Raw genomic sequence first — 16,922 nt, 5'->3', positions numbered from 1 at the left:
CGAACACCGACGCTTGCAGCACCGCAAGCTCGCCGCTTAATATCAACCCCAGGACGAGGCCCGCGCTCCGCTAATCTACGCCGCGATCTGCGCCAAATGTTCTGACGACAGACAAGGTAGAGCGTCGCCGCAACTGCGGCGCCGGGTCGGCGGGCAGGGCCCCGGCGGTCAGGTCCGCAAGGATCGGGCAGTCGGGTCGGTCGTCGCCCGCGCAACAGTGCGAGAGGTGGCGCAAGGTGTCGGCCATGGCCTGCATCTCGGCGATGCGGGCGTCCAGGTCGGCGAGGTGCCGCTCGGCGATGGCCTTAACCTCGCGGCTGGGCCGCTGGCGGTCGCGCCAGAGCGAGAGCAACTGGGTGATCTCGGCCATCGAGAAGCCAAGCGAGCGGCCGCGGCGGATGAAACGCAGTTCGTTCAGCTCGCGCTCGCCATATTCGCGGTAGTTGGAGTCGGTGCGGGCCGAGGGCCGCACCAGACCGATCTCGTCGTAGTAGCGGATCATCTTGGTGGAGACGCCCGAGGCCTTGGAAGCTTGGCCGATATTCATTGGGATATCTCCCTTCTAAGCCGCGACCGGAGGCCGGAAGGCCTTCAGTCGCAGAGCGTTGGTGACGACGCTGACACTGGAGAGCGCCATGGCGCCGGCCGCTACCATCGGCGACAGCAGCACCCCAAAAAACGGATAAAGCAGGCCGGCCGCGACCGGGATCAGGATCACGTTGTAGCCGAAGGCCCAGACCAGGTTCTGGCCGATATTGGCCATCACCGCGCGGCTGAGCGCGGTGGCCGACGCCACCGCCCGCAGGTCGCCGCGCATCAGCACCACGTCGGCGCTCTCGATGGCGATGTCCGTGCCCGCGCCCATGGCCAGGCCGACGTCGGCCATCGCCAGGGCCGGGGCGTCGTTGACGCCGTCGCCGACGAAGGCGATTGGACCGAAGCGGTCGCGAAGCGCCTGTACCGCGGCGACCTTGCCTTCCGGCAGCACCTCGGCCTGGACCTCGTCGAGGCCGAGCTCGGCGGCGACGGCGCGGGCGGTGGCGGCGTTGTCGCCGGTGATCATCGCGACCTTCAGGCCCATGGCGTGCAGGGCGGCCAGCGCCTCGCGCGTGGTCGGCTTGATGGCGTCGGCGACGGCGACCACGGCGGCCAGCTTGCCGTCGACGGCGACGTACAGCGGGGTCTTGGCCTGGGCGGCCAGGCGCTGGGCGGTCTCGGCGAAGGCTTCCGGCGACAGGCCAAGCGTCTGCATGAACCGGTCCGCGCCGATCTGGACCAGCCGCCCGCCGACCATGGCCTGGGCGCCGAAGCCGGCCACGGATTCGAAGGCCTCAGGTTCGGCGACGTCCAGCCCCTTGTCGCGGGCGGCGGCGACGATGGCCTCGGCGATCGGATGCTCGGAGCGGCTCTCGACGGCCGCGGCCAGGGCCAGGACCTCGTCCTCGGCGAAGCCCTCGGCGGTCGCGAGGTCGGTGAGGGCCGGGCGGCCGACGGTCAGGGTGCCGGTCTTGTCGAAGGCCACGACCTTGACGTCGCGCAGCGCCTGCAGCGCCTCGCCCTTGCGGAACAGCACGCCCAGCTCGGCGGCGCGGCCCGTGCCGACCATGATCGAGGTCGGTGTGGCCAGGCCCATGGCGCAGGGGCAGGCGATGATCAGCACCGCCACCGCGTTGACCAGGGCGAAAGCCAGCGCCGGGCTCGGGCCGAACACCATCCAGGCGGCGAAGGTGAGCAGGGCCGCGGCGATCACGGCCGGGACGAACCAGCCGGTGACCTTGTCGACCAGGGCCTGGATCGGCAGCTTCGAGCCCTGGGCCGCCTCGACCATGCGCACGATCTGGGCCAGCATGGTCTGCGAGCCGACCTTGGTGGCGCGGAAGCGGAAGGCGCCGGACTTGTTGACCGTGCCGCCGACGACCGCGTCGCCGGGGCCCTTCTCGACCGGGACCGGTTCGCCGGTGATCATGGATTCGTCGACGAAGGAGGCGCCGTCGAGGATCTCGCCGTCCACGGCCAATCGCTCGCCCGGCCGGACCACGACGATGTCGCCGGCCACGACCTCGGCGATGGGGACCTCGCGCTCCTCGCCATCGCGCACCACGCGGGCGGACTTGGCCTGGAGGGTCATCAGCCGCTTGATCGCCTCGCTGGTGCGGCCCTTGGCCTGCGCCTCGAACAGCCGGCCCAGCAGCACCAGGGTCACGATGACCGCCGCTGCTTCGTAATAGACATGGTCGGCGCCGGCCGGCAGCAAGGACGGTGCGAAGGTCGCGACGGCCGAGTAGGCGAAGGCCGCCGTCGTGCCGAGAACCACCAGCGAGTTCATGTCCGGCGCGCGACGGATCAGGTTGGGCACGCCCTTGCGGAAGAAGCGCAGGCCCGGGCCGAACAGCACGAGGGCTGCGAGGGCGAAGCTGATGAGCCGCCAGGGTTGCTCGCCGATGGTCCCGGCCAGCCAGTGGTGAACGCCCGGCACGAAGTGGCGGCCCATCTCGACCAGGAACAGCGGCAGCGTCCCGGCCGCGGCGACGGCGACCGACACGCGCAGGGCCTTGATCTCGGCCTCGCGCGCCTCGCGCTCGCGGTCGGCCAGGTCGGGGGCGGCGGCTTCGTCTATGGCCTGGGCCTCGTAGCCCGCGGCAGCGACGGCGGCGACCAGAGCAGGCGTATCGGCGGCGCCGGCCAAGGCGCGGACGTGGGCGCGCTCGGTGGCGAGGTTCACCTGGGCTTCCAGAACCCCCGGAACCGAGCGCAGGGCCTTTTCCACGCGCGAGACGCAGCTGGCGCAGGTCATGCCGCCGATTTTCAGGTCGAGTTCGCGGTCGAGCGGTTCGTAGCCGGCCTTGCGGATGGCCTCGACCACGGCGGCGGTGTCGCCTTCCGGCGTCAGTTCGACGTGCGCCCGCTCCGCGGCCAGGTTGACGTTGGCTGCGGCGACGCCGGGCACGGCGGCGATGGCCTTTTCAACCCGCCCGACGCAGCTGGCGCAGGTCATGCCCAGCACCGGGATATCGATCGGCTGCAAGATTGTTTGCGTCATGGCGGGCTCCGTTCAACTCGAGACCCGCACTGAATGGACCTTCCCATCATGGGAGGGTCAAGCGGTGATTTTTCGTGTTGACCTTCCAATGGCGGGAAGGCGCAGAACGCTAAGCATCGAAATGCTGGGAGAAGACATCGATGTTGAGCTTGAAGGTCGAGGGCATGACGTGCGGCCACTGCGTGAAGACGGTGACCAAGGCCGTGCAGACCGTCGCCCCGGCGGCCGAGGTGATCGTGGACCTGCCAACCGGCATGGTCACGGTGGAAGGCGACGATCGCCGCGACGTCGTCGCCGCGGCGATTGAAGGCTTCGGCTACAAGGTCGCCGCTTAGCGGCGGGGGCTGCCGTCTTCCCAGTAGTAGCGGCGCGAACCCGGGTCGTAGAAATAGTAGCGGCCCGCGCGTTGGTCGTAATACTGGCGGCGGTTGACGTTGTCGGTCTTGGGGGTCGTCGCCGCGCCGAGAGCGGCGCCGGCCGCGCCGCCGACCAGGGCTCCGGTCACGGAGCTGTCAACCGCCGCCCCGACCGCAGCGCCGGCGAGAGCGCCCGTCGCGGCGCGTTCGGTGACGGTGGTGCCGCAGGCTCCGGCCAGCAGGGCCGTGCCGATGGCGGCGGTGGCTAGAAGAGTCTTCATCGCGTACCTCGTCGAGTTACGCCGTCCCATTCTTTTCGAACGGGATTGGACTGCGACTCGTTCCCGGCGAAATCAGTTGGGCCGGGCGAACGCCGTGCCGGCCAGGGCCCGCTCCTCGCCCAGGGCGAACAGCTTGCGCATGCTCTCGGGCTGGAAGTTCAGGCTGCCGCTCTCGGCGTCGCGCGGCACTTCAGCGACCTCGAAATCCATGTTGTTGCGCTCGGCGAAGGCGCGATTGGCGACGATGTGCGCGCGCAGGTTGGTCTTCATCATGGTGTCGAAGGTGCGGCCCAGAATGGTCGGCGCGCGCCCCCTAACGACGGCGAAGCTGGGGTCGATCTTGCCGTTGACGATGACGTAGATGCGGCCTTTCAGGGCCTGACCCTCGGGCGCTTCCCAGAAGTAGAGGCCTTCGGGAATGGTCACGAAGGGGGCGGTGACGCCGCCGTCGACATGCATTTCGTCGATTTCCTTGCCGTCCGGCGCGGTGACCGGGATCATCACCGGCGGGAAGACCCCGGGAATGGCGGCCGAGGCGATCAGCACGTCGCGGAACAGCTTCAGAGCTTCCGGCCCGCCGCGGGCGGCGATGGCGCCCATGTCCCAGACGACGGTCCGCTGGCTGTCCAGATTGGTGGTGGCGATCAGCAGACGCCGGCCCTTGGCGTGCTCTTGGGCGATCTCGTGCAGCATCACCGGCGTGCAGTAGGATTCCACCAGCAGGCGCAGGGAGTCCGGACTGTAGAGGCTGGACGAAAACACGACGCCGAGGCCGCGGCCCTTGAGCACGCCGCTGGCCCCGCCGCCGGCATAGGCCTCGGTCAGCTGCTTGTCCCAGGTCGGGCCGAGATAGGCGAAGGGGGCGATCAGGGCGCCGGTGCTGACGCCGGTCACCACCTCGAAGGTCGGGCGGGTCTTGGCCTTGGTCCAGCCGACCAGCAGGCCCGCGCCATAGGCCCCGTCCGCACCGCCGCCGGAGATGGCCAGGATGTCCACACGCCGGTCGCCGTTGGCGGCGAGCTGGCGGCGGGCGCGATTGGTGAAGGCCAGCGCCGCGTCCTGGTCGTCGGCGTTGAAGCGAATGTCGGCGGCCGCTTCGGGCCGGGCGCGATAGGCCTCGGCGGCGGTGAAGTCCTCCCGGCTGAGCGAGGCGCACCCTGCGAGAGCAGCGGCGGACAGACAGGCGAGCGCGAGGCGAACGGGTCTGGTCATGATCGTCTCGTCATAGCGGTTCCGGCCAGGCGCGAAGGCTCCATGCCGAACATGTCGCGGAAGGCCGAACTGAAATGCGCCGAGGAGGAAAATCCCGCCCCGAGCGCGGCCTGGGTCAGGTTCGCGCCGCCGCTCAACTCGCGCATCGCCGCGCCGACCGCCAGCCACATCTTGTAACGTCGCAGGGGAACGCCGGTGGCGGCCTTGAAGAGGTGGATGAAGCGCGAGGTCGACAGCCCCGCGGTCGCGGCGAGTTCGGACAGGGATGGACGCGCGGCCGGGGCGGCGTGCATCCGTGCGAGGGCCTGGCGGACGCGGCGGTCCACGGCGGCGCGTTGGGGACGCAGCAGGGCGTCCAGCTCGGCGCGGGCGTCGGCCCAGGACACGGCGCCTCGCGCCACGCCGCTCAGTCGTGCGGCCAGGGCCATCTCGCCCTCCAGGTCGAAGTCCGCGCCGTGGCCGGGACGTCGGCAGCACGCGCGGATGTTCTGGAGGTCCCGGCTGGCGGCGTCGAGATAGAGGAACGCCATCGGCCCCTCGGCGATCAGGTGATGCAGGGCGCCCGGCGCGATCAGGGCGCTGCGATGGGCTTCGTAGCCCTGCCCGAGGTTCTCTGCGTCGCGCGCCAGCCGGAAGGAGCCGGTCAGAGCGAGCGCCAGCACGGCGACCGCATTGCGGTGGGGCGAAAGATTGAGCGCGGGGCCGAGATAGAGCGCCCGCGCGCCCCAGGAGAACAGCCGGGCCTGGATTTCGCCGGTCATAGCCAGTTCTTGAAAGCGGTCTGCGCGAGCCTGGTTCAGGCTGCCACCATGACCGAAGCCGCTGCTCCCGCCAACTGCGCCGATGAAATCCGCCGTGTGGTCGAACGCTACGCCTGCGCCTGGGCGGCCGGCGACATGGCGACCATCGCAGACAGCTATCACGCCGATTTCGTACTCCACTATTTCGGCCGCCATCGGCTGGCCGGCGTCCATGTCGGGAAGGCCGCGGCCATGGCGGCACTAGCCGAGTTCTCCGCCGCCACGCGTCGGCGGCTGAGCGGGGTGCTGACGGTGCTCTCCGGGGCGGAGCGCGGCGCGATCCTGGCTCGCGAGACCCTGAAAAAGGGCGAGGAGACGATCGAGGTCGACCGCCTCCTGCTCTACGCCGTCCGCGATGGGCGGCTGGCCGAGTGCTGGGTGTATGACGCCGACCAGACCCTGATCGACGCCTGTGTCGGCGGTTAGGGCAACAGGATCGCCTGGGCGATCATGCCCAGGCCGACGATGCTGACGATCCAGACCAGCGAGCGCAGGTGGCGCACGCCCCAGGCATAGAGCGGCACATAGGCGACCCGGGCCCAGAAGTAGATCTGGGCGCCCAGGGCGGTGGTCTCGTTCTCCTTGCCGGCGACATGGGCGATCAGGACCGCCCCCAGGAACAGCGGCAGGGTTTCGAACAGGTTGTCCTGCGCGCGCTTCAAGCGCTGGGCGCGATCGCTGAGCGGCGGCATCTCGCCGTCGCGCGGGCCCGTGTTCCACTTGAGGCCGTACTGGGCCGTCCTGGCGATATCGAAAAGCAGGATCTGTGCAAAGGCCAGGACGAGCGTCCAGGCGGCCATCATCAATCCGATCGTCATGTCGTGGTCCCCGTTTGTCGGTCAGCTTGACCGTGCGCGAATGACTTTACGTCACGCCAGGACAAACGCGAGACGCGGCGCATCGGCCTATGGCGCGGCTGGAGCAGGGGGCCTATGGACGGCGGCCCGAGGAGTTTCCGTTGCCCGCCGACCAGAGTCCGCACGCCGTCACCCAACGCAACGGCATGGGAATCGCCCTGCGCATCGCGGCCATGGCCTGCATGGCCGGGCTCGCGGCGCTGGTGAAGGCCTGCGCCGAGCGCGGCGCGCCGGTGCTGGAGATCATCTTCTTCCGCAACGCGTTCGCTTTCCTGCCGGTGCTGCTCTACGTCGGACGGACCTCGGGCTTCGGCGTGTTGAAGACCCAGCGGCTGGGCGGCCACGCCACGCGCTCTGCGGTCGGGCTGATTGGAATGTTCTGCGGGTTCACGGCGGTGTCGATGCTGCCGCTGACCGAGTCGACAGCTCTGTCCTTCGCCTCGCCGCTGTTCATGACCGCGCTTTCGGCCCTGATCCTGAAGGAGGTGGTCGGCGTCCATCGTTGGGGCGCGGTGGTGGTCGGCTTCATCGGCGTGCTGATCATGGTGCGACCCGATCCGACGCACATGGCCTCGCTCGGCACCGTCTTCGGCCTGGCCGGGGCGTTAGGGGCGGCCGGAGCGATGATCGCCATCCGCGAGATCGGCCGCACCGAGCCCGGCCCCACCATCGTCTTCTACTTCACCCTGGCCGGCATGCTGGTCGGCCTTGCCAGCCTGCCGTTCGGCGGCTGGACGATCCCCGACGTCACGACCCTGGTCATGCTGGTCTGCACCGGCCTGGTCGGCGGCACAGGCCAGCTGTTCCTGACCGAGGCCCTCCGCCGCGCGCCGGTCGCCGTGGTGGCGCCGTTCGACTACACCCAGCTCGTCTGGGCCTGCATCATCGGCTACCTGGTGTGGGACGAGATCCCGCGGGCGGCCACCATCGCCGGCGCGCTCGTCGTGGCCGCCAGCGGCGTCTACATCCTCTTCCGCGAGACACGACGGCTGCGCGCGGCGCGTTGACAGAACTGCGTTACGGGAGAACTCTCTGCGCCTGGGTTCGGATGCAGGAGACCGGGCCATGCTCAAGGCGCTTCCATTGATCGTCGCGTTCGCCGCGCTGAGCTTTGCCGGCGTCGCCCAGGGCGCGGTGAGCGTCATCGGCGGCGGACTGGCCGAGGCCTGCTCGAAGGCGGCCATGGGCGGCGAGGACGATCCCAAGTTCCAGGAGGTCTGCACGCTGGCGCTCGAGACCGAGCTGATGAACGTGCGCGACCGCGCGGGCACCTTCGTGAACCGCGGCGTGCTGAAGCTGCGGCGGGCGGCCTATACGGACGCCACGCGCGACTTCGACTCGGCGCTGCGGTTGCATCCCGAGCTAGGCGAGGCCTATGTGAACCGGGGCGCGGCCTCGATCGGCCGGCGTCGCTACGCCGAGAGCCTGCCCGATATCAACAAGGGGCTGGACCTGGGCGTCACCGAACCGGCGAAGGCCTATTACAACCGAGCCTTGGCCTATGAGGGTATGGAGGACGCCAAATCGGCCTATCTCGACTACCGCAAGGCGCAGGAACTGGCCCCGGATTGGCCCGCTCCCGGCGAACAGCTCGCTCGCTTCACCGTCTCGCGCCGATAGGGAGCCTGGCGCCGCGCCGCGCGTTGACTGGTGATGCGACGTCTCGCCCTCGCCCTTTTCGCAACCAGCGCCCTGGCGGGGCCGGTCACGGCCCAGATCAGCCCGCAGGCGACCCAACAGCTCGACCTTATGACCCAACAGCAATTGGACCGGCAAAGGTCGATCGCGTTGGAGAACCAGTTGAACACCCTGGACGCCCGCGTGCAGTCCGAGCAGCGGCTGCGTGACCTGCAGGCGGCCATGCCGCCGCCCTATCCGCGCGCCGCGCCGGCCCAGACGGCGACCACCACGGCCGGCGGCTACGCCTCGATCCCCGACGCGGCGCTGGCGGCCTCCAACGCCCGTATTCGCGACGTCACGCAGAACAGGCGCTGACAGACGCGCGGCGAGCCCGCATCCTATGGCCCAGTCCGCGCGTTGAGCATCGGGCGTCTGAGGAGGGAACCAGGGCATGCGTTGGCAGGGCGGCCGCCGCGGCGGCAATATCGAGGACCGGCGCGGGTTGGGCGCGGCAGGTGTCGGCGGCATCGGCCTGGGCGGCGTGGTGCTGGCCCTTATCGGCTATTTCGTGTTCGGCATCGATCCGTCGACCACCATGTCGGTTGTCGGCGGCGCAGGCGGCGAGCAAGCCCAGCAGCAGGACGGCGTGCGCGGCACGACCCAGGATCAGGGCGGCCAGTTCGTCGACGTCATCGAACAGTCGACCACCGACGTCTGGAGCAAGATTTTCGCCGCCGAGGGCCAGCGCTATCGCCGCCCGGCGGCCGTGGTGATCTACGACCAGGCGACCGGCACAGGCTGCGGCATGGGGCAGTCGGCGATGGGGCCCTTCTATTGCCCGGCCGACCAGAAGGTCTATCTGGACCTCGCCTTCTGGCAGGAACTGGAGACCCGGTTCGGCGCCAAGGGAGAAGCCGCGCGCGCCTATGTCATCGCGCACGAGATCGGCCACCACGTCCAGAACCTGACCGGCGCCACGCGTCAGGTGGAGGGCGGCTCGCGCGGGGCCGACTCGTCGGCCGTACGGCTGGAGTTGCAGGCCGATTGCTACGCGGGGGTCTGGGTAGCCCACGCGCCGGCGGTGTCCGGCGGCGAGGTCGCGCTGGACCCGGCCGATATCGAGGACGGCATCCGCGCCGCAGCGGCGGTGGGCGACGATGCAATCCAGAAGCAGACCCAGGGGCGCGTCATGCCAGACGCCTTCACCCATGGCACCAGCGAGCAGCGCATGCGCTGGTTCCGCGCCGGGGTGGAGAAGGGCGATCCGGCCGCTTGCGACACCTTCCGGGCCGGCCGGCTCTAGATCGCCGGGACGGGTTCCAGGCCCAGGCACACCGACACGCAACGACGCGCCAGCGCCTCGCCCGCGTCGATGAAGGGCAGGCGGCCAGAGCCGTGCTGATAGGCCAGGGGAACTTCGGTGCAGCCGGCGATGATCGCCTCTGCGCCGCCGGCGGCGAGGTCCGCGGCCAGGGCCGCCATCTCGCTGCGCACGCCGCTCGACAGGTCCCCGCGCTTGATGCGGTAGATGAGGTCCATGAACACCTCCTGCCGCTCGGGGGGCAGGGTGACGATGCCCATGCCCTGGGCCGCCAAGTATTCGCGGTAGAGCTTGAGGGCCTCGCGGGTGCCCAGCACGCCGGCCCGCGCAGCCCCGGTGTCGCGGGCGGCGGCGGAGGCCGCGCCGATCATGTCGATCAGTGGCAGACCGCTGGCCCGCACGATCATGTCGGCATAGGCGTGGGCGGTGTTGCAGGCGATGGCCAGCACATCGGCGCCGGCCCCCCGCAGGGCGCCCGCCATCTCGGCCAACACCGGCCCGGGCTTGTTCAGCGGGTCGTTGCGGTCCGGCGCCTGGGGATTGATGTCGACGATGGTGCGGATGTGATCCTGGTCGCGCTCGGCGGGGGTCAGGGCCTGGAGCTTGGTCAGGAAGTCGAGAGTGGCGGCCGGTCCCATGCCGCCCAGCACGCCAAGCACCAGGCTCATGCCAGTGATCCTTCCAACTCGCTGTGATAGCCGAACAGGCCCTGGGCCCCGCCGGTGTGCAGGAAGACCACGGTTTCGTCCTTGAAGGCGCCTTGCCGCGCAAGCGCGATCAGGCCTTTCATCGCCTTGCCCGAATAGACCGGGTCGAGCAGCAGGCCCTCGGTGCGGGCGGCGAGCTTCAGGGCGTCGATCACCGCCTCGTCGATCAGGCCATAGCCGGCGCCGACATAGTCGCAGTCGGCGACCGTCAGGTCGCGGGTCACCCGGTCCTCATGGCCAAAGCGCGCGGCGGTCTCGACCGCCAGCTTGTGGACGTTGGCCTCCTGCACGTCCTTGGGCGCGCGCACTCCGACGCCAAGGATCGGGATGTCGGCGCCGGCCAGGGCGAAGCCGGCGATCAGACCCGCATGGGTGCCGGCGCTGCCCGTAGCCGTGACCAGGCGATCGATGACGATGCCCGCGGCGTCGGCCTGGCGCACCAGTTCCAACGCGCAGTCGACATAGCCGAGCGCGCCGACCGCATTGGAGCCGCCGCCCGGGATCACATAGGGCTTGCCGCCGCGGGCGCGGATGTCGTCGGCGCTCCGGGCCAGTTCGGCGTTCATGTCGGTTCCGCCCGGGACGGTGCGGATGGAGGCGCCGAGCAGTCGGTCGAGCAGCACGTTGCCCGAGCCGTTGTAGTCGACGGCGTTCGATCCGGTCCGCGCCTCCAGGATGATCTCGCAGGCCATGCCGAACCGCGCCGCCGCGGCGGCCGTCTGGCGCACGTGGTTCGACTGAATGGCGCCCTGGCTCACCAGGGTGTCGGCGCCCTGTGACAAGGCCTCGCCCAGCAGGAACTCGAGCTTGCGGGTCTTATTGCCGCCGCCGGCCAAGCCCGTGCAGTCGTCGCGCTTGATCAGCAGGCGCTTCAGGCCGAGGGCGGCGGCCAGGCGCGGCGCATCCTCCAGCGGCGTGGGGAGATGGGCGAAACGCGCCCTGGGGAACTTGGCGAGATGCATGACGGAACTCCTCGGCCGCACGACTAGCACGCGGCCAAGGTTCGTCCAGGGGCGCGAGGGACTAGGGGCGGACCTTAGGCGGCAGCGCGGCGACCTGATCGGGCGTCAGGCGCGTGATGTCCTTGATGATGCAAGGCGTGAGGCCGCCCGGCCCTAGCTTGACCTTGAGGTCCAGGTCGAGGGGCCGGCAGACCAGGTCAGTCCCGCCTACCGTCTCGAGCACCAGTGGGTCGCTGGAGTTCACGCCGGCCAGGCAACTGCCCGACATGCCGAGGCGATAGACCGCCTTCTTCGGCTTGACCGACAGATAGAGCGTCTTGGCGTCACCTTTGGTGTGGTTCTGGATCTGGCTGACGCGAAAGCACTGCGAGTTTGCCGCAGGCTTGGCGGGATCGGCGGCCAGGGCGGGGGCGGCGGTCGCCGACAGGGCGGCGACGGATGCCAGGACGATCAGGCGTTGCATGGCGCTCTCCCACGAGGACGCGAAAATGAAACGCAATAATAGGGCCGGATAGCGGCGCTTTCCATCGTCGCCGATCGGGCCTATGTGTGGGCCTTGTCCTCGGGGGGCCGCGCTTAGGCGGCTGAGAGGCGGGCGAGCCCGCGACCCGTAGAACCTGATCCGGGTCATGCCGGCGAAGGGAAGGCGTTTCGAGCGTTTCGTGCTCGGATTCCCGATCGCCGGCGGGCCCTTGGCCTTCGTAGGAGCACGCGCCGGTGAACATCCAGACGCCCGTGAAAGACGCCATCCCGACCGGCGAGCGCCCCGGCTCGCGCAAAGTCTATCAGCCTGGCGTGCTGTGGCCCGACATCCGTGTGCCGTTCCGCGAGGTGGCGGTGCATCCGTCGGCGAACGAGCCGCCGGTGACGATCTACGACCCGTCCGGCCCCTATACGGACCCGCAGGTGAAGATCGACATCGACCAGGGCCTGTCGCGGGTGCGCGAGCCGTGGGTCGTGTCGCGCGGGGACGTTGAGATCGTTGAAAATCCCCGGGAGGTGAAGCCCGAGGACAACGGCTTCGCCAAGGGCGAGCATCTGGCTCCGCAATTCAGCGCCCCGCGCCGCGTCTATCGCGCCAAGGCGGGCGGCGCCGTCACCCAGCTGGAGTACGCCCGCCGCGGGATCATCACGCCCGAGATGGAATACGTCGCCATCCGCGAGAACCTGCGGCGCAAGGAGACCGACGCCTTCATCCGCGACGGGGAGGACTTCGGCGCATCGATCCCCGACTTCGTGACCCCCGAGTTCGTGCGCGACGAGGTGGCGCGCGGCCGGGCGATCATTCCGGCCAACATCAACCACACCGAACTCGAGCCGATGGCGATCGGCCGCAACTTCCTGGTCAAGATCAACGCCAACATCGGCAACTCGGCCGTTCTGTCGACCGTCGCCGACGAGGTCGACAAGATGGTCTGGGCGATCCGCTGGGGCGCCGACACGGTCATGGACCTGTCGACCGGCCGCAACATCCACAACATCCGCGACTGGATCATCCGCAACAGCCCGGTGCCGATCGGCACGGTGCCGATCTATCAGGCGCTGGAGAAGGTCAACGGCATCGCCGAGGACCTGAACTGGGAGGTCTTCCGCGACACCCTGATCGAGCAGGCCGAGCAGGGCGTGGACTACTTCACGATCCACGCGGGCGTGCGGCTGGCCTATATCCCGCTGACCGCCAAGCGGGTGACCGGCATCGTTTCCCGCGGCGGCTCGATCATGGCCAAGTGGTGCCTGGCGCACCATAAGGAGAACTTCCTCTACGAGCACTTCGAAGAGATCTGCGAGATCATGCGCGCCTATGACGTGTCGTTCTCGCTGGGCGACGGCCTGCGTCCGGGCTCGATCGCCGACGCCAACGACGCGGCCCAGTTCGCCGAACTGGAGACCTTGGGCGAACTGACCCCGATCGCCTGGAAGCATGGCGTGCAGGTGATGATCGAAGGCCCCGGCCACGTGCCGATGCACAAGATCAAGGCCAACATGGACAAGCAGCTGGCCACCTGCGGCGAGGCCCCCTTCTACACCCTCGGCCCGCTAACCACCGACGTCGCCCCTGGCTACGACCACATCACCAGCGCCATCGGGGCTGCGATGATCGGCTGGTTCGGCACCGCCATGCTCTGCTACGTGACGCCCAAGGAGCACCTGGGCCTGCCGGACCGCGAGGACGTCAAGGAAGGGGTGATCACCTACAAGATCGCCGCCCACGCCGCCGACCTCGCCAAGGGCCACCCCAGCGCCCGGGCCTGGGACGACGCGCTTAGCCGCGCCCGCTTCGAATTCCGCTGGGAGGACCAGTTCAACCTGGGCCTCGATCCGGAAACCGCCCGCGAATACCACGACGAGACCCTGCCGAAGGAAGCGATGAAGACCGCTCACTTCTGCTCGATGTGCGGTCCCAAGTTCTGCTCGATGAAGATCAGCCAGGACATCCGCGACGCCGCCGCCAAGCAGAACGACGTCGCCGCCGGCATGGAGCAGATGAGCGAGAAGTTCCGCGCCGAGGGCGGGGAAATCTATGTGAAGGCCGAAAGCTGACCTTCGGGAGCGGTGAAGGGGCCGCCTCTTCACCGCTCGACCCGGCGAGAGCCGGATCCAAGCGGGGCCTCCGGACTACGACCGTTTCCGACGTGGATTGGGCATAGTCAGTTTGCGCCCCCGGGTTCGCCGGGGTGAGCGGAGGTGGGGAATGAAACTCGAACCAAGCGCCACGTTCTCGGGCGCCGACCTCTCCGACCTCGACTTCACCGACGCGGACCTGACCGATGCGGTGTTCGAGGACTGCACGCTGCGCGAGGTTCAGGTGCAGGGCGCGGTGATGCAGGGCGCTCGCTTCTCGGGCTGCCGCCTTATCCGCTGCCGCTTCGCCCATGCCGACCTGCGCGAGGCGGTGTTCGAGGACTGCAATTTCGCCGACGAGGACGGCCATGTCGGCGTGCAGTTCGCCTTCGGACGGCTGGACGAGGCGCGTATCCGCAAGTGCGACCTGTCTTTCGCGCGGTTCGAGCGGCTCAGCGCCTACGGGCTTGAGCTGGAGACCTGCAATCTGCGTGGCGCGACCTTCGTGCGCGCGGACTTCAGCCGCGCCTTCGGGCGCAGCGTGGTGCAGTACTCGGGCGCCATGAGGGGCTGCAACCTGGAGCTCGCGGACCTGACCGAGCTGCGGCTGCCGGAAGGTGACTTCAATCGCTCGAGTTTCCGCGAAGCGGCGCTAGTGGACGCTGACCTGGAGGGGGCGGACCTGCGCGAATGCGACCTCTTCCAGGCGCTGACCGCGGGCGCGAAACTGGCGCGCACGGATCTGCGCGGCGCCGAGGTCAGCGGCCTGAACCTGGTCGAACTGGGAAGCGTAGCGGCGATGAAGGTGGCGGCGGACCAGCAGTACCGCCTGCTGACCGCGCTCGGCCTGGATGTCTATGCCGGTTGATCAGTCGCGGTCGATCTGGACCTTGACCGGCTCAGCCTTCCAAACGCGGACGGCCACGGCGGCGGTGATCGAGGCCAGGACAGCGGTGATCGCGCCGCACCACTGGAGCGTATTCATGCCCTCTGCCGCGTAGCGGCCCACAGCCGCGCTGACGAAGAACACGAGCGCCGCGGTGCCCCACTCGGCGCCCCAGCTCGAAAACAGCAACTTCAGCATGAACATCCTCGGATCAGCCCGACGGGCGGCCAAATCTCACGGCGAACGGCGTTCGGGAATGCGGCAAGGGGTCGCTTATGCCGCAATGTCCAGGCTCTGGCGCTCGGCGACGGTCTGGAGCACGGCGAACAGCTTGGGCGCCTCGATCGGCTTGGCCATGTGCAGGTCCGCGCCGGCGGCGCGGCTGGCGGCCTCGTGCACGGGCAGGGCGTTGGCGGTCAGCATGACGATCGGGGTGCGGGTCATGCCGCACGCCAGTTCGCGCTCGCGGATCGCGCGCACGGCGCCGAGGCCGTCCATCACCGGCATCTGCATGTCCATCAGCACCAGGTCGAAGCGCTGGGTGGCGAAGGCCTCGCAGGCCTCCTGGCCGTTCTCGACGCAGACGAGGTCGACGTCGAAGGGCGCGAACAGCACCTGAACGACCTTGCGGTTGGTTGGATGGTCGTCGGCCAGCAGGATGCGCAACGGACGCTCGGGCGGGGTTTCCACCTCGCGCGGCGCGGCCGGCGCGGCCGGCGCCTGGGCCGGCGCCAGCGGCACTCGCAAGGTGAAGGTTGCGCCCTCGCCCGGAGCGCCGGCGGCGTCGAGTTCGCCTTGCAGCAGCCCGGCCAGCCGCCGGGCGATGGTGAGCCCCAGGCCAGCGCCGCCGTGGCGGCGGGTGCTGGAGGCGTCGGCCTGCTGGAAGCGGTCGAACAGCCGCGCCTTGTGGGCTGGATCGAAGCCCATGCCGGTGTCCTGCACGTCGATGCGCCAGGCGCCGGGGCCTTCGGCGCGGGCCGCCAGGGCCACGTAACCGTCGCTAGTGAACTTCACGGCGTTGGACATCAGGTTGGCCAGCGCCTGCTTCAGGCGCACAGGATCGCCGGAGACGACGATCTCCGCGGCCGGATCGATGTCGACAATGAGGTCCAGACCTTTTTCCGCCGCGCGGGCGGCGGTCATGTCGGCGACGCTGCGCAGGGCGTCGCCCAGGTGGAAGGGCTGGCTGGCGACTTCGACTGCGCCGGTTTCGATGCGCGACAGGTCGAGCACGTCCGACAGCAGCCGCTCCAGCGCGGCGCCCGAGCCCTGAATGATGCCGACCATCTCTTCCTGGGCTGGACTGAGCGAGGTGCGGCGTAGGGCGGTCGCGATGGCGTTGACGCCGTTCAGCGGGGTGCGGATCTCGTGGCTCATATTGGCCAGGAAGTCGTTCTGGGCTTTGTGATGGTCCACGAACGCGGCCGCCGCCTTGCGGATGCGGACCAGCATCACGGCGCCGACCAGGCCGAAGGCCGCGAGCAGCAGGGCGACGGGCAGGGTCGCGGCGCGGGCGATGGCCGCGCCGGGCGTCTGCGGCGTCCAGCTAAGGACGAGCGGCTGCGTGCCGGGGCCGGTCGGCAGGACGATGCGGGCCTTGCCGGGGGCGATCGACGCCGAACCAAGGCTGGAATGCAGGTCGTTGAGCTGGAAGCGGTCGGCCAGACGGGCCAGCGAAGCGGCATCCAGATGCAGCGACATCACGACGACGGGCGCGCGCGGGCCCTTGGCCACGACTGTGGCGAAGTCGGGCTGAACCAGGGTCGCCGAGACGAGATAGACCCGCCCGTCGCGAACGATGAAGTCGCTGGCCTGGATCGCACGGGACGCTAGGGTCCGTTCTGCGCTTGGGGCGCGATGCGCGATGGGACCGCGCGCGGCCTCGGCCGCGCGCACCTTGGCGATCAGCGGTGCGGCGTCGGCGAACTGGGCGAACTCGGAGACGGGCGCGGCCTTGCCGTGCGCGCGGGCATAGATCGGACGGTCCTGTCCATCGACGACGAACAGGTGCTCGAAGTCGATGTTCTGAGCGTAATAGTCGTGGAGATTGGCGTCCGCCCAAGCCGAATCGAACTGGTGGTCGAGATTGACGATCGCCTCGTCCCAGTTGGCTTCGGGCAGGATGGAGCGCTCGATCTCGGCGATGCTGGCGCGCACGCCGCGGGCGACGAGAACCTCCTCGCGCCGCCGTACGTCGTCGTCCACGGCGTTGGCCCACATCAGCAGGCTGACCACGAAGACGGCGATGGCGCCGAACAGCACGGCGGCCAGCGGGGCGAGCAGCCCGAGCCCTGTTTCCCTCCGCATGTATCGCCCCC

19 protein-coding genes and 1 riboswitch are annotated in these 16,922 nt (G+C 69.3%); of the genes, 8 read left to right on the top strand and 11 right to left on the bottom strand.

Translation table 11 applies throughout. The annotated features are described in order from the left end of the window. Positions 1 to 70 precede the first annotated feature (70 nt). Both cueR and ACE3T2_RS19660 read right to left on the bottom strand, forming a co-directional pair. Positions 71 to 547, bottom strand: a complete 477-nt coding sequence (gene cueR, locus ACE3T2_RS19665) for a Cu(I)-responsive transcriptional regulator (RefSeq protein WP_374660503.1) — start codon at positions 545 to 547, stop codon at positions 71 to 73. A gap of 15 nt (positions 548 to 562) precedes the next feature. Further along, positions 563 to 3,040 carry a copper-translocating P-type ATPase gene (locus ACE3T2_RS19660; protein WP_374660501.1) on the bottom strand — a complete coding sequence of 826 codons (2,478 nt, stop codon included), beginning with the start codon at positions 3,038 to 3,040 and terminating at the stop codon, positions 563 to 565. Between the two features lie 140 nt (positions 3,041 to 3,180). Between ACE3T2_RS19660 and ACE3T2_RS19655 the strand changes: the two genes are divergently transcribed. Then, on the top strand, positions 3,181 to 3,375 hold the full coding sequence (locus ACE3T2_RS19655) for a heavy-metal-associated domain-containing protein (RefSeq protein ID WP_374660499.1): 195 nt from the start codon (positions 3,181 to 3,183) through the stop codon (positions 3,373 to 3,375). Here the strand turns inward: ACE3T2_RS19655 and ACE3T2_RS19650 are convergent. The 3 genes from ACE3T2_RS19650 to ACE3T2_RS19640 all read right to left on the bottom strand — a co-directional run bounded on the left by ACE3T2_RS19650 (position 3,372) and on the right by ACE3T2_RS19640 (position 5,650). Beyond that, the gene (locus tag ACE3T2_RS19650; protein WP_374660497.1) at positions 3,372 to 3,677 is read right to left on the bottom strand and encodes a hypothetical protein; all 306 of its coding nucleotides are present in this window, start codon (positions 3,675 to 3,677) and stop codon (positions 3,372 to 3,374) included. The genes ACE3T2_RS19655 and ACE3T2_RS19650 overlap by 4 nt on opposite strands. A gap of 72 nt (positions 3,678 to 3,749) precedes the next feature. Further along, positions 3,750 to 4,889: a patatin-like phospholipase family protein gene (locus tag ACE3T2_RS19645; RefSeq protein ID WP_374660495.1), complete on the bottom strand. Its 1,140-nt coding sequence runs from the start codon at positions 4,887 to 4,889 to the stop codon at positions 3,750 to 3,752. Next, positions 4,886 to 5,650, bottom strand: coding sequence for a helix-turn-helix domain-containing protein (locus ACE3T2_RS19640; RefSeq protein WP_374660493.1), 765 nt, complete (start codon positions 5,648 to 5,650; stop codon positions 4,886 to 4,888). Before ACE3T2_RS19640 ends, ACE3T2_RS19645 begins: the two co-directional genes overlap by 4 nt. Before the next feature lie 48 nt (positions 5,651 to 5,698). Between ACE3T2_RS19640 and ACE3T2_RS19635 the strand changes: the two genes are divergently transcribed. After that, complete coding sequence (locus tag ACE3T2_RS19635) at positions 5,699 to 6,115, top strand: nuclear transport factor 2 family protein (protein WP_374660491.1); 417 nt, start codon at positions 5,699 to 5,701, stop codon at positions 6,113 to 6,115. Here the strand turns inward: ACE3T2_RS19635 and ACE3T2_RS19630 are convergent. After that, complete coding sequence (locus tag ACE3T2_RS19630; protein WP_374660489.1) at positions 6,112 to 6,507, bottom strand: MAPEG family protein; 396 nt, start codon at positions 6,505 to 6,507, stop codon at positions 6,112 to 6,114. The two genes, ACE3T2_RS19635 and ACE3T2_RS19630, sit on opposite strands and share 4 nt — an antisense overlap. Positions 6,508 to 6,647: 140 nt before the next feature. Here ACE3T2_RS19630 and ACE3T2_RS19625 point away from each other — a divergent pair, with 140 nt between their 5' ends. The 4 genes from ACE3T2_RS19625 to ACE3T2_RS19610 all read left to right on the top strand — a co-directional run bounded on the left by ACE3T2_RS19625 (position 6,648) and on the right by ACE3T2_RS19610 (position 9,469). Continuing rightward, a complete protein-coding gene (locus tag ACE3T2_RS19625) occupies positions 6,648 to 7,553 on the top strand; it encodes a DMT family transporter (protein WP_374660487.1) in 906 nt (301 codons plus the stop codon). 58 nt (positions 7,554 to 7,611) lie between these two features. Next, positions 7,612 to 8,166 (top strand): hypothetical protein, encoded by a 555-nt coding sequence (locus ACE3T2_RS19620; protein ID WP_374660485.1) that lies wholly within the window; start codon positions 7,612 to 7,614, stop codon positions 8,164 to 8,166. Between the two features lie 33 nt (positions 8,167 to 8,199). Continuing rightward, positions 8,200 to 8,541: a hypothetical protein gene (locus ACE3T2_RS19615; protein ID WP_374660483.1), complete on the top strand. Its 342-nt coding sequence runs from the start codon at positions 8,200 to 8,202 to the stop codon at positions 8,539 to 8,541. Positions 8,542 to 8,617: 76 nt separating this feature from the next. Next, positions 8,618 to 9,469, top strand: a complete 852-nt coding sequence (locus ACE3T2_RS19610) for a neutral zinc metallopeptidase (RefSeq protein ID WP_374660481.1) — start codon at positions 8,618 to 8,620, stop codon at positions 9,467 to 9,469. On the opposite strand, the gene ACE3T2_RS19605 is transcribed toward ACE3T2_RS19610, so the two are convergent. The 3 genes from ACE3T2_RS19605 to ACE3T2_RS19595 all read right to left on the bottom strand — a co-directional run bounded on the left by ACE3T2_RS19605 (position 9,466) and on the right by ACE3T2_RS19595 (position 11,619). Beyond that, a complete protein-coding gene (locus ACE3T2_RS19605; RefSeq protein WP_374660479.1) occupies positions 9,466 to 10,155 on the bottom strand; it encodes an aspartate/glutamate racemase family protein in 690 nt (229 codons plus the stop codon). The two genes, ACE3T2_RS19610 and ACE3T2_RS19605, sit on opposite strands and share 4 nt — an antisense overlap. After that, positions 10,152 to 11,156 carry a D-cysteine desulfhydrase gene (locus ACE3T2_RS19600; RefSeq protein WP_374660477.1) on the bottom strand — a complete coding sequence of 335 codons (1,005 nt, stop codon included), beginning with the start codon at positions 11,154 to 11,156 and terminating at the stop codon, positions 10,152 to 10,154. The genes ACE3T2_RS19605 and ACE3T2_RS19600 overlap by 4 nt, the downstream gene beginning before the upstream one ends. A 61-nt stretch (positions 11,157 to 11,217) precedes the next feature. Further along, the gene (locus ACE3T2_RS19595; RefSeq protein WP_374660475.1) at positions 11,218 to 11,619 is read right to left on the bottom strand and encodes a DUF6491 family protein; all 402 of its coding nucleotides are present in this window, start codon (positions 11,617 to 11,619) and stop codon (positions 11,218 to 11,220) included. Between the two features lie 90 nt (positions 11,620 to 11,709). Continuing rightward, positions 11,710 to 11,817, top strand: a riboswitch (TPP riboswitch). A 56-nt stretch (positions 11,818 to 11,873) separates the two neighbouring features. Between ACE3T2_RS19595 and thiC the strand changes: the two genes are divergently transcribed. After that, the gene (thiC, locus tag ACE3T2_RS19590; protein WP_374660473.1) at positions 11,874 to 13,697 is read left to right on the top strand and encodes a phosphomethylpyrimidine synthase ThiC; all 1,824 of its coding nucleotides are present in this window, start codon (positions 11,874 to 11,876) and stop codon (positions 13,695 to 13,697) included. A gap of 151 nt (positions 13,698 to 13,848) precedes the next feature. Then, the gene (locus ACE3T2_RS19585) at positions 13,849 to 14,586 is read left to right on the top strand and encodes a pentapeptide repeat-containing protein (RefSeq protein WP_374660471.1); all 738 of its coding nucleotides are present in this window, start codon (positions 13,849 to 13,851) and stop codon (positions 14,584 to 14,586) included. Here the strand turns inward: ACE3T2_RS19585 and ACE3T2_RS19580 are convergent, their stop codons facing one another. Then, on the bottom strand, positions 14,587 to 14,802 hold the full coding sequence (locus ACE3T2_RS19580) for a hypothetical protein (RefSeq protein ID WP_374660469.1): 216 nt from the start codon (positions 14,800 to 14,802) through the stop codon (positions 14,587 to 14,589). A 75-nt stretch (positions 14,803 to 14,877) separates the two neighbouring features. Then, positions 14,878 to 16,911, bottom strand: a complete 2,034-nt coding sequence (locus ACE3T2_RS19575) for an ATP-binding protein (RefSeq protein ID WP_374660467.1) — start codon at positions 16,909 to 16,911, stop codon at positions 14,878 to 14,880. Between the last annotated feature and the right edge of the window lie 11 nt (positions 16,912 to 16,922).

Source organism: Phenylobacterium sp. (genome assembly GCF_041919955.1).
Lineage (GTDB): Bacteria > Pseudomonadota > Alphaproteobacteria > Caulobacterales > Caulobacteraceae > Phenylobacterium.
The sequence above is the reverse complement of the archived record's forward strand: the minus strand, read 5'-3'. Positions and strand labels throughout refer to the sequence as shown.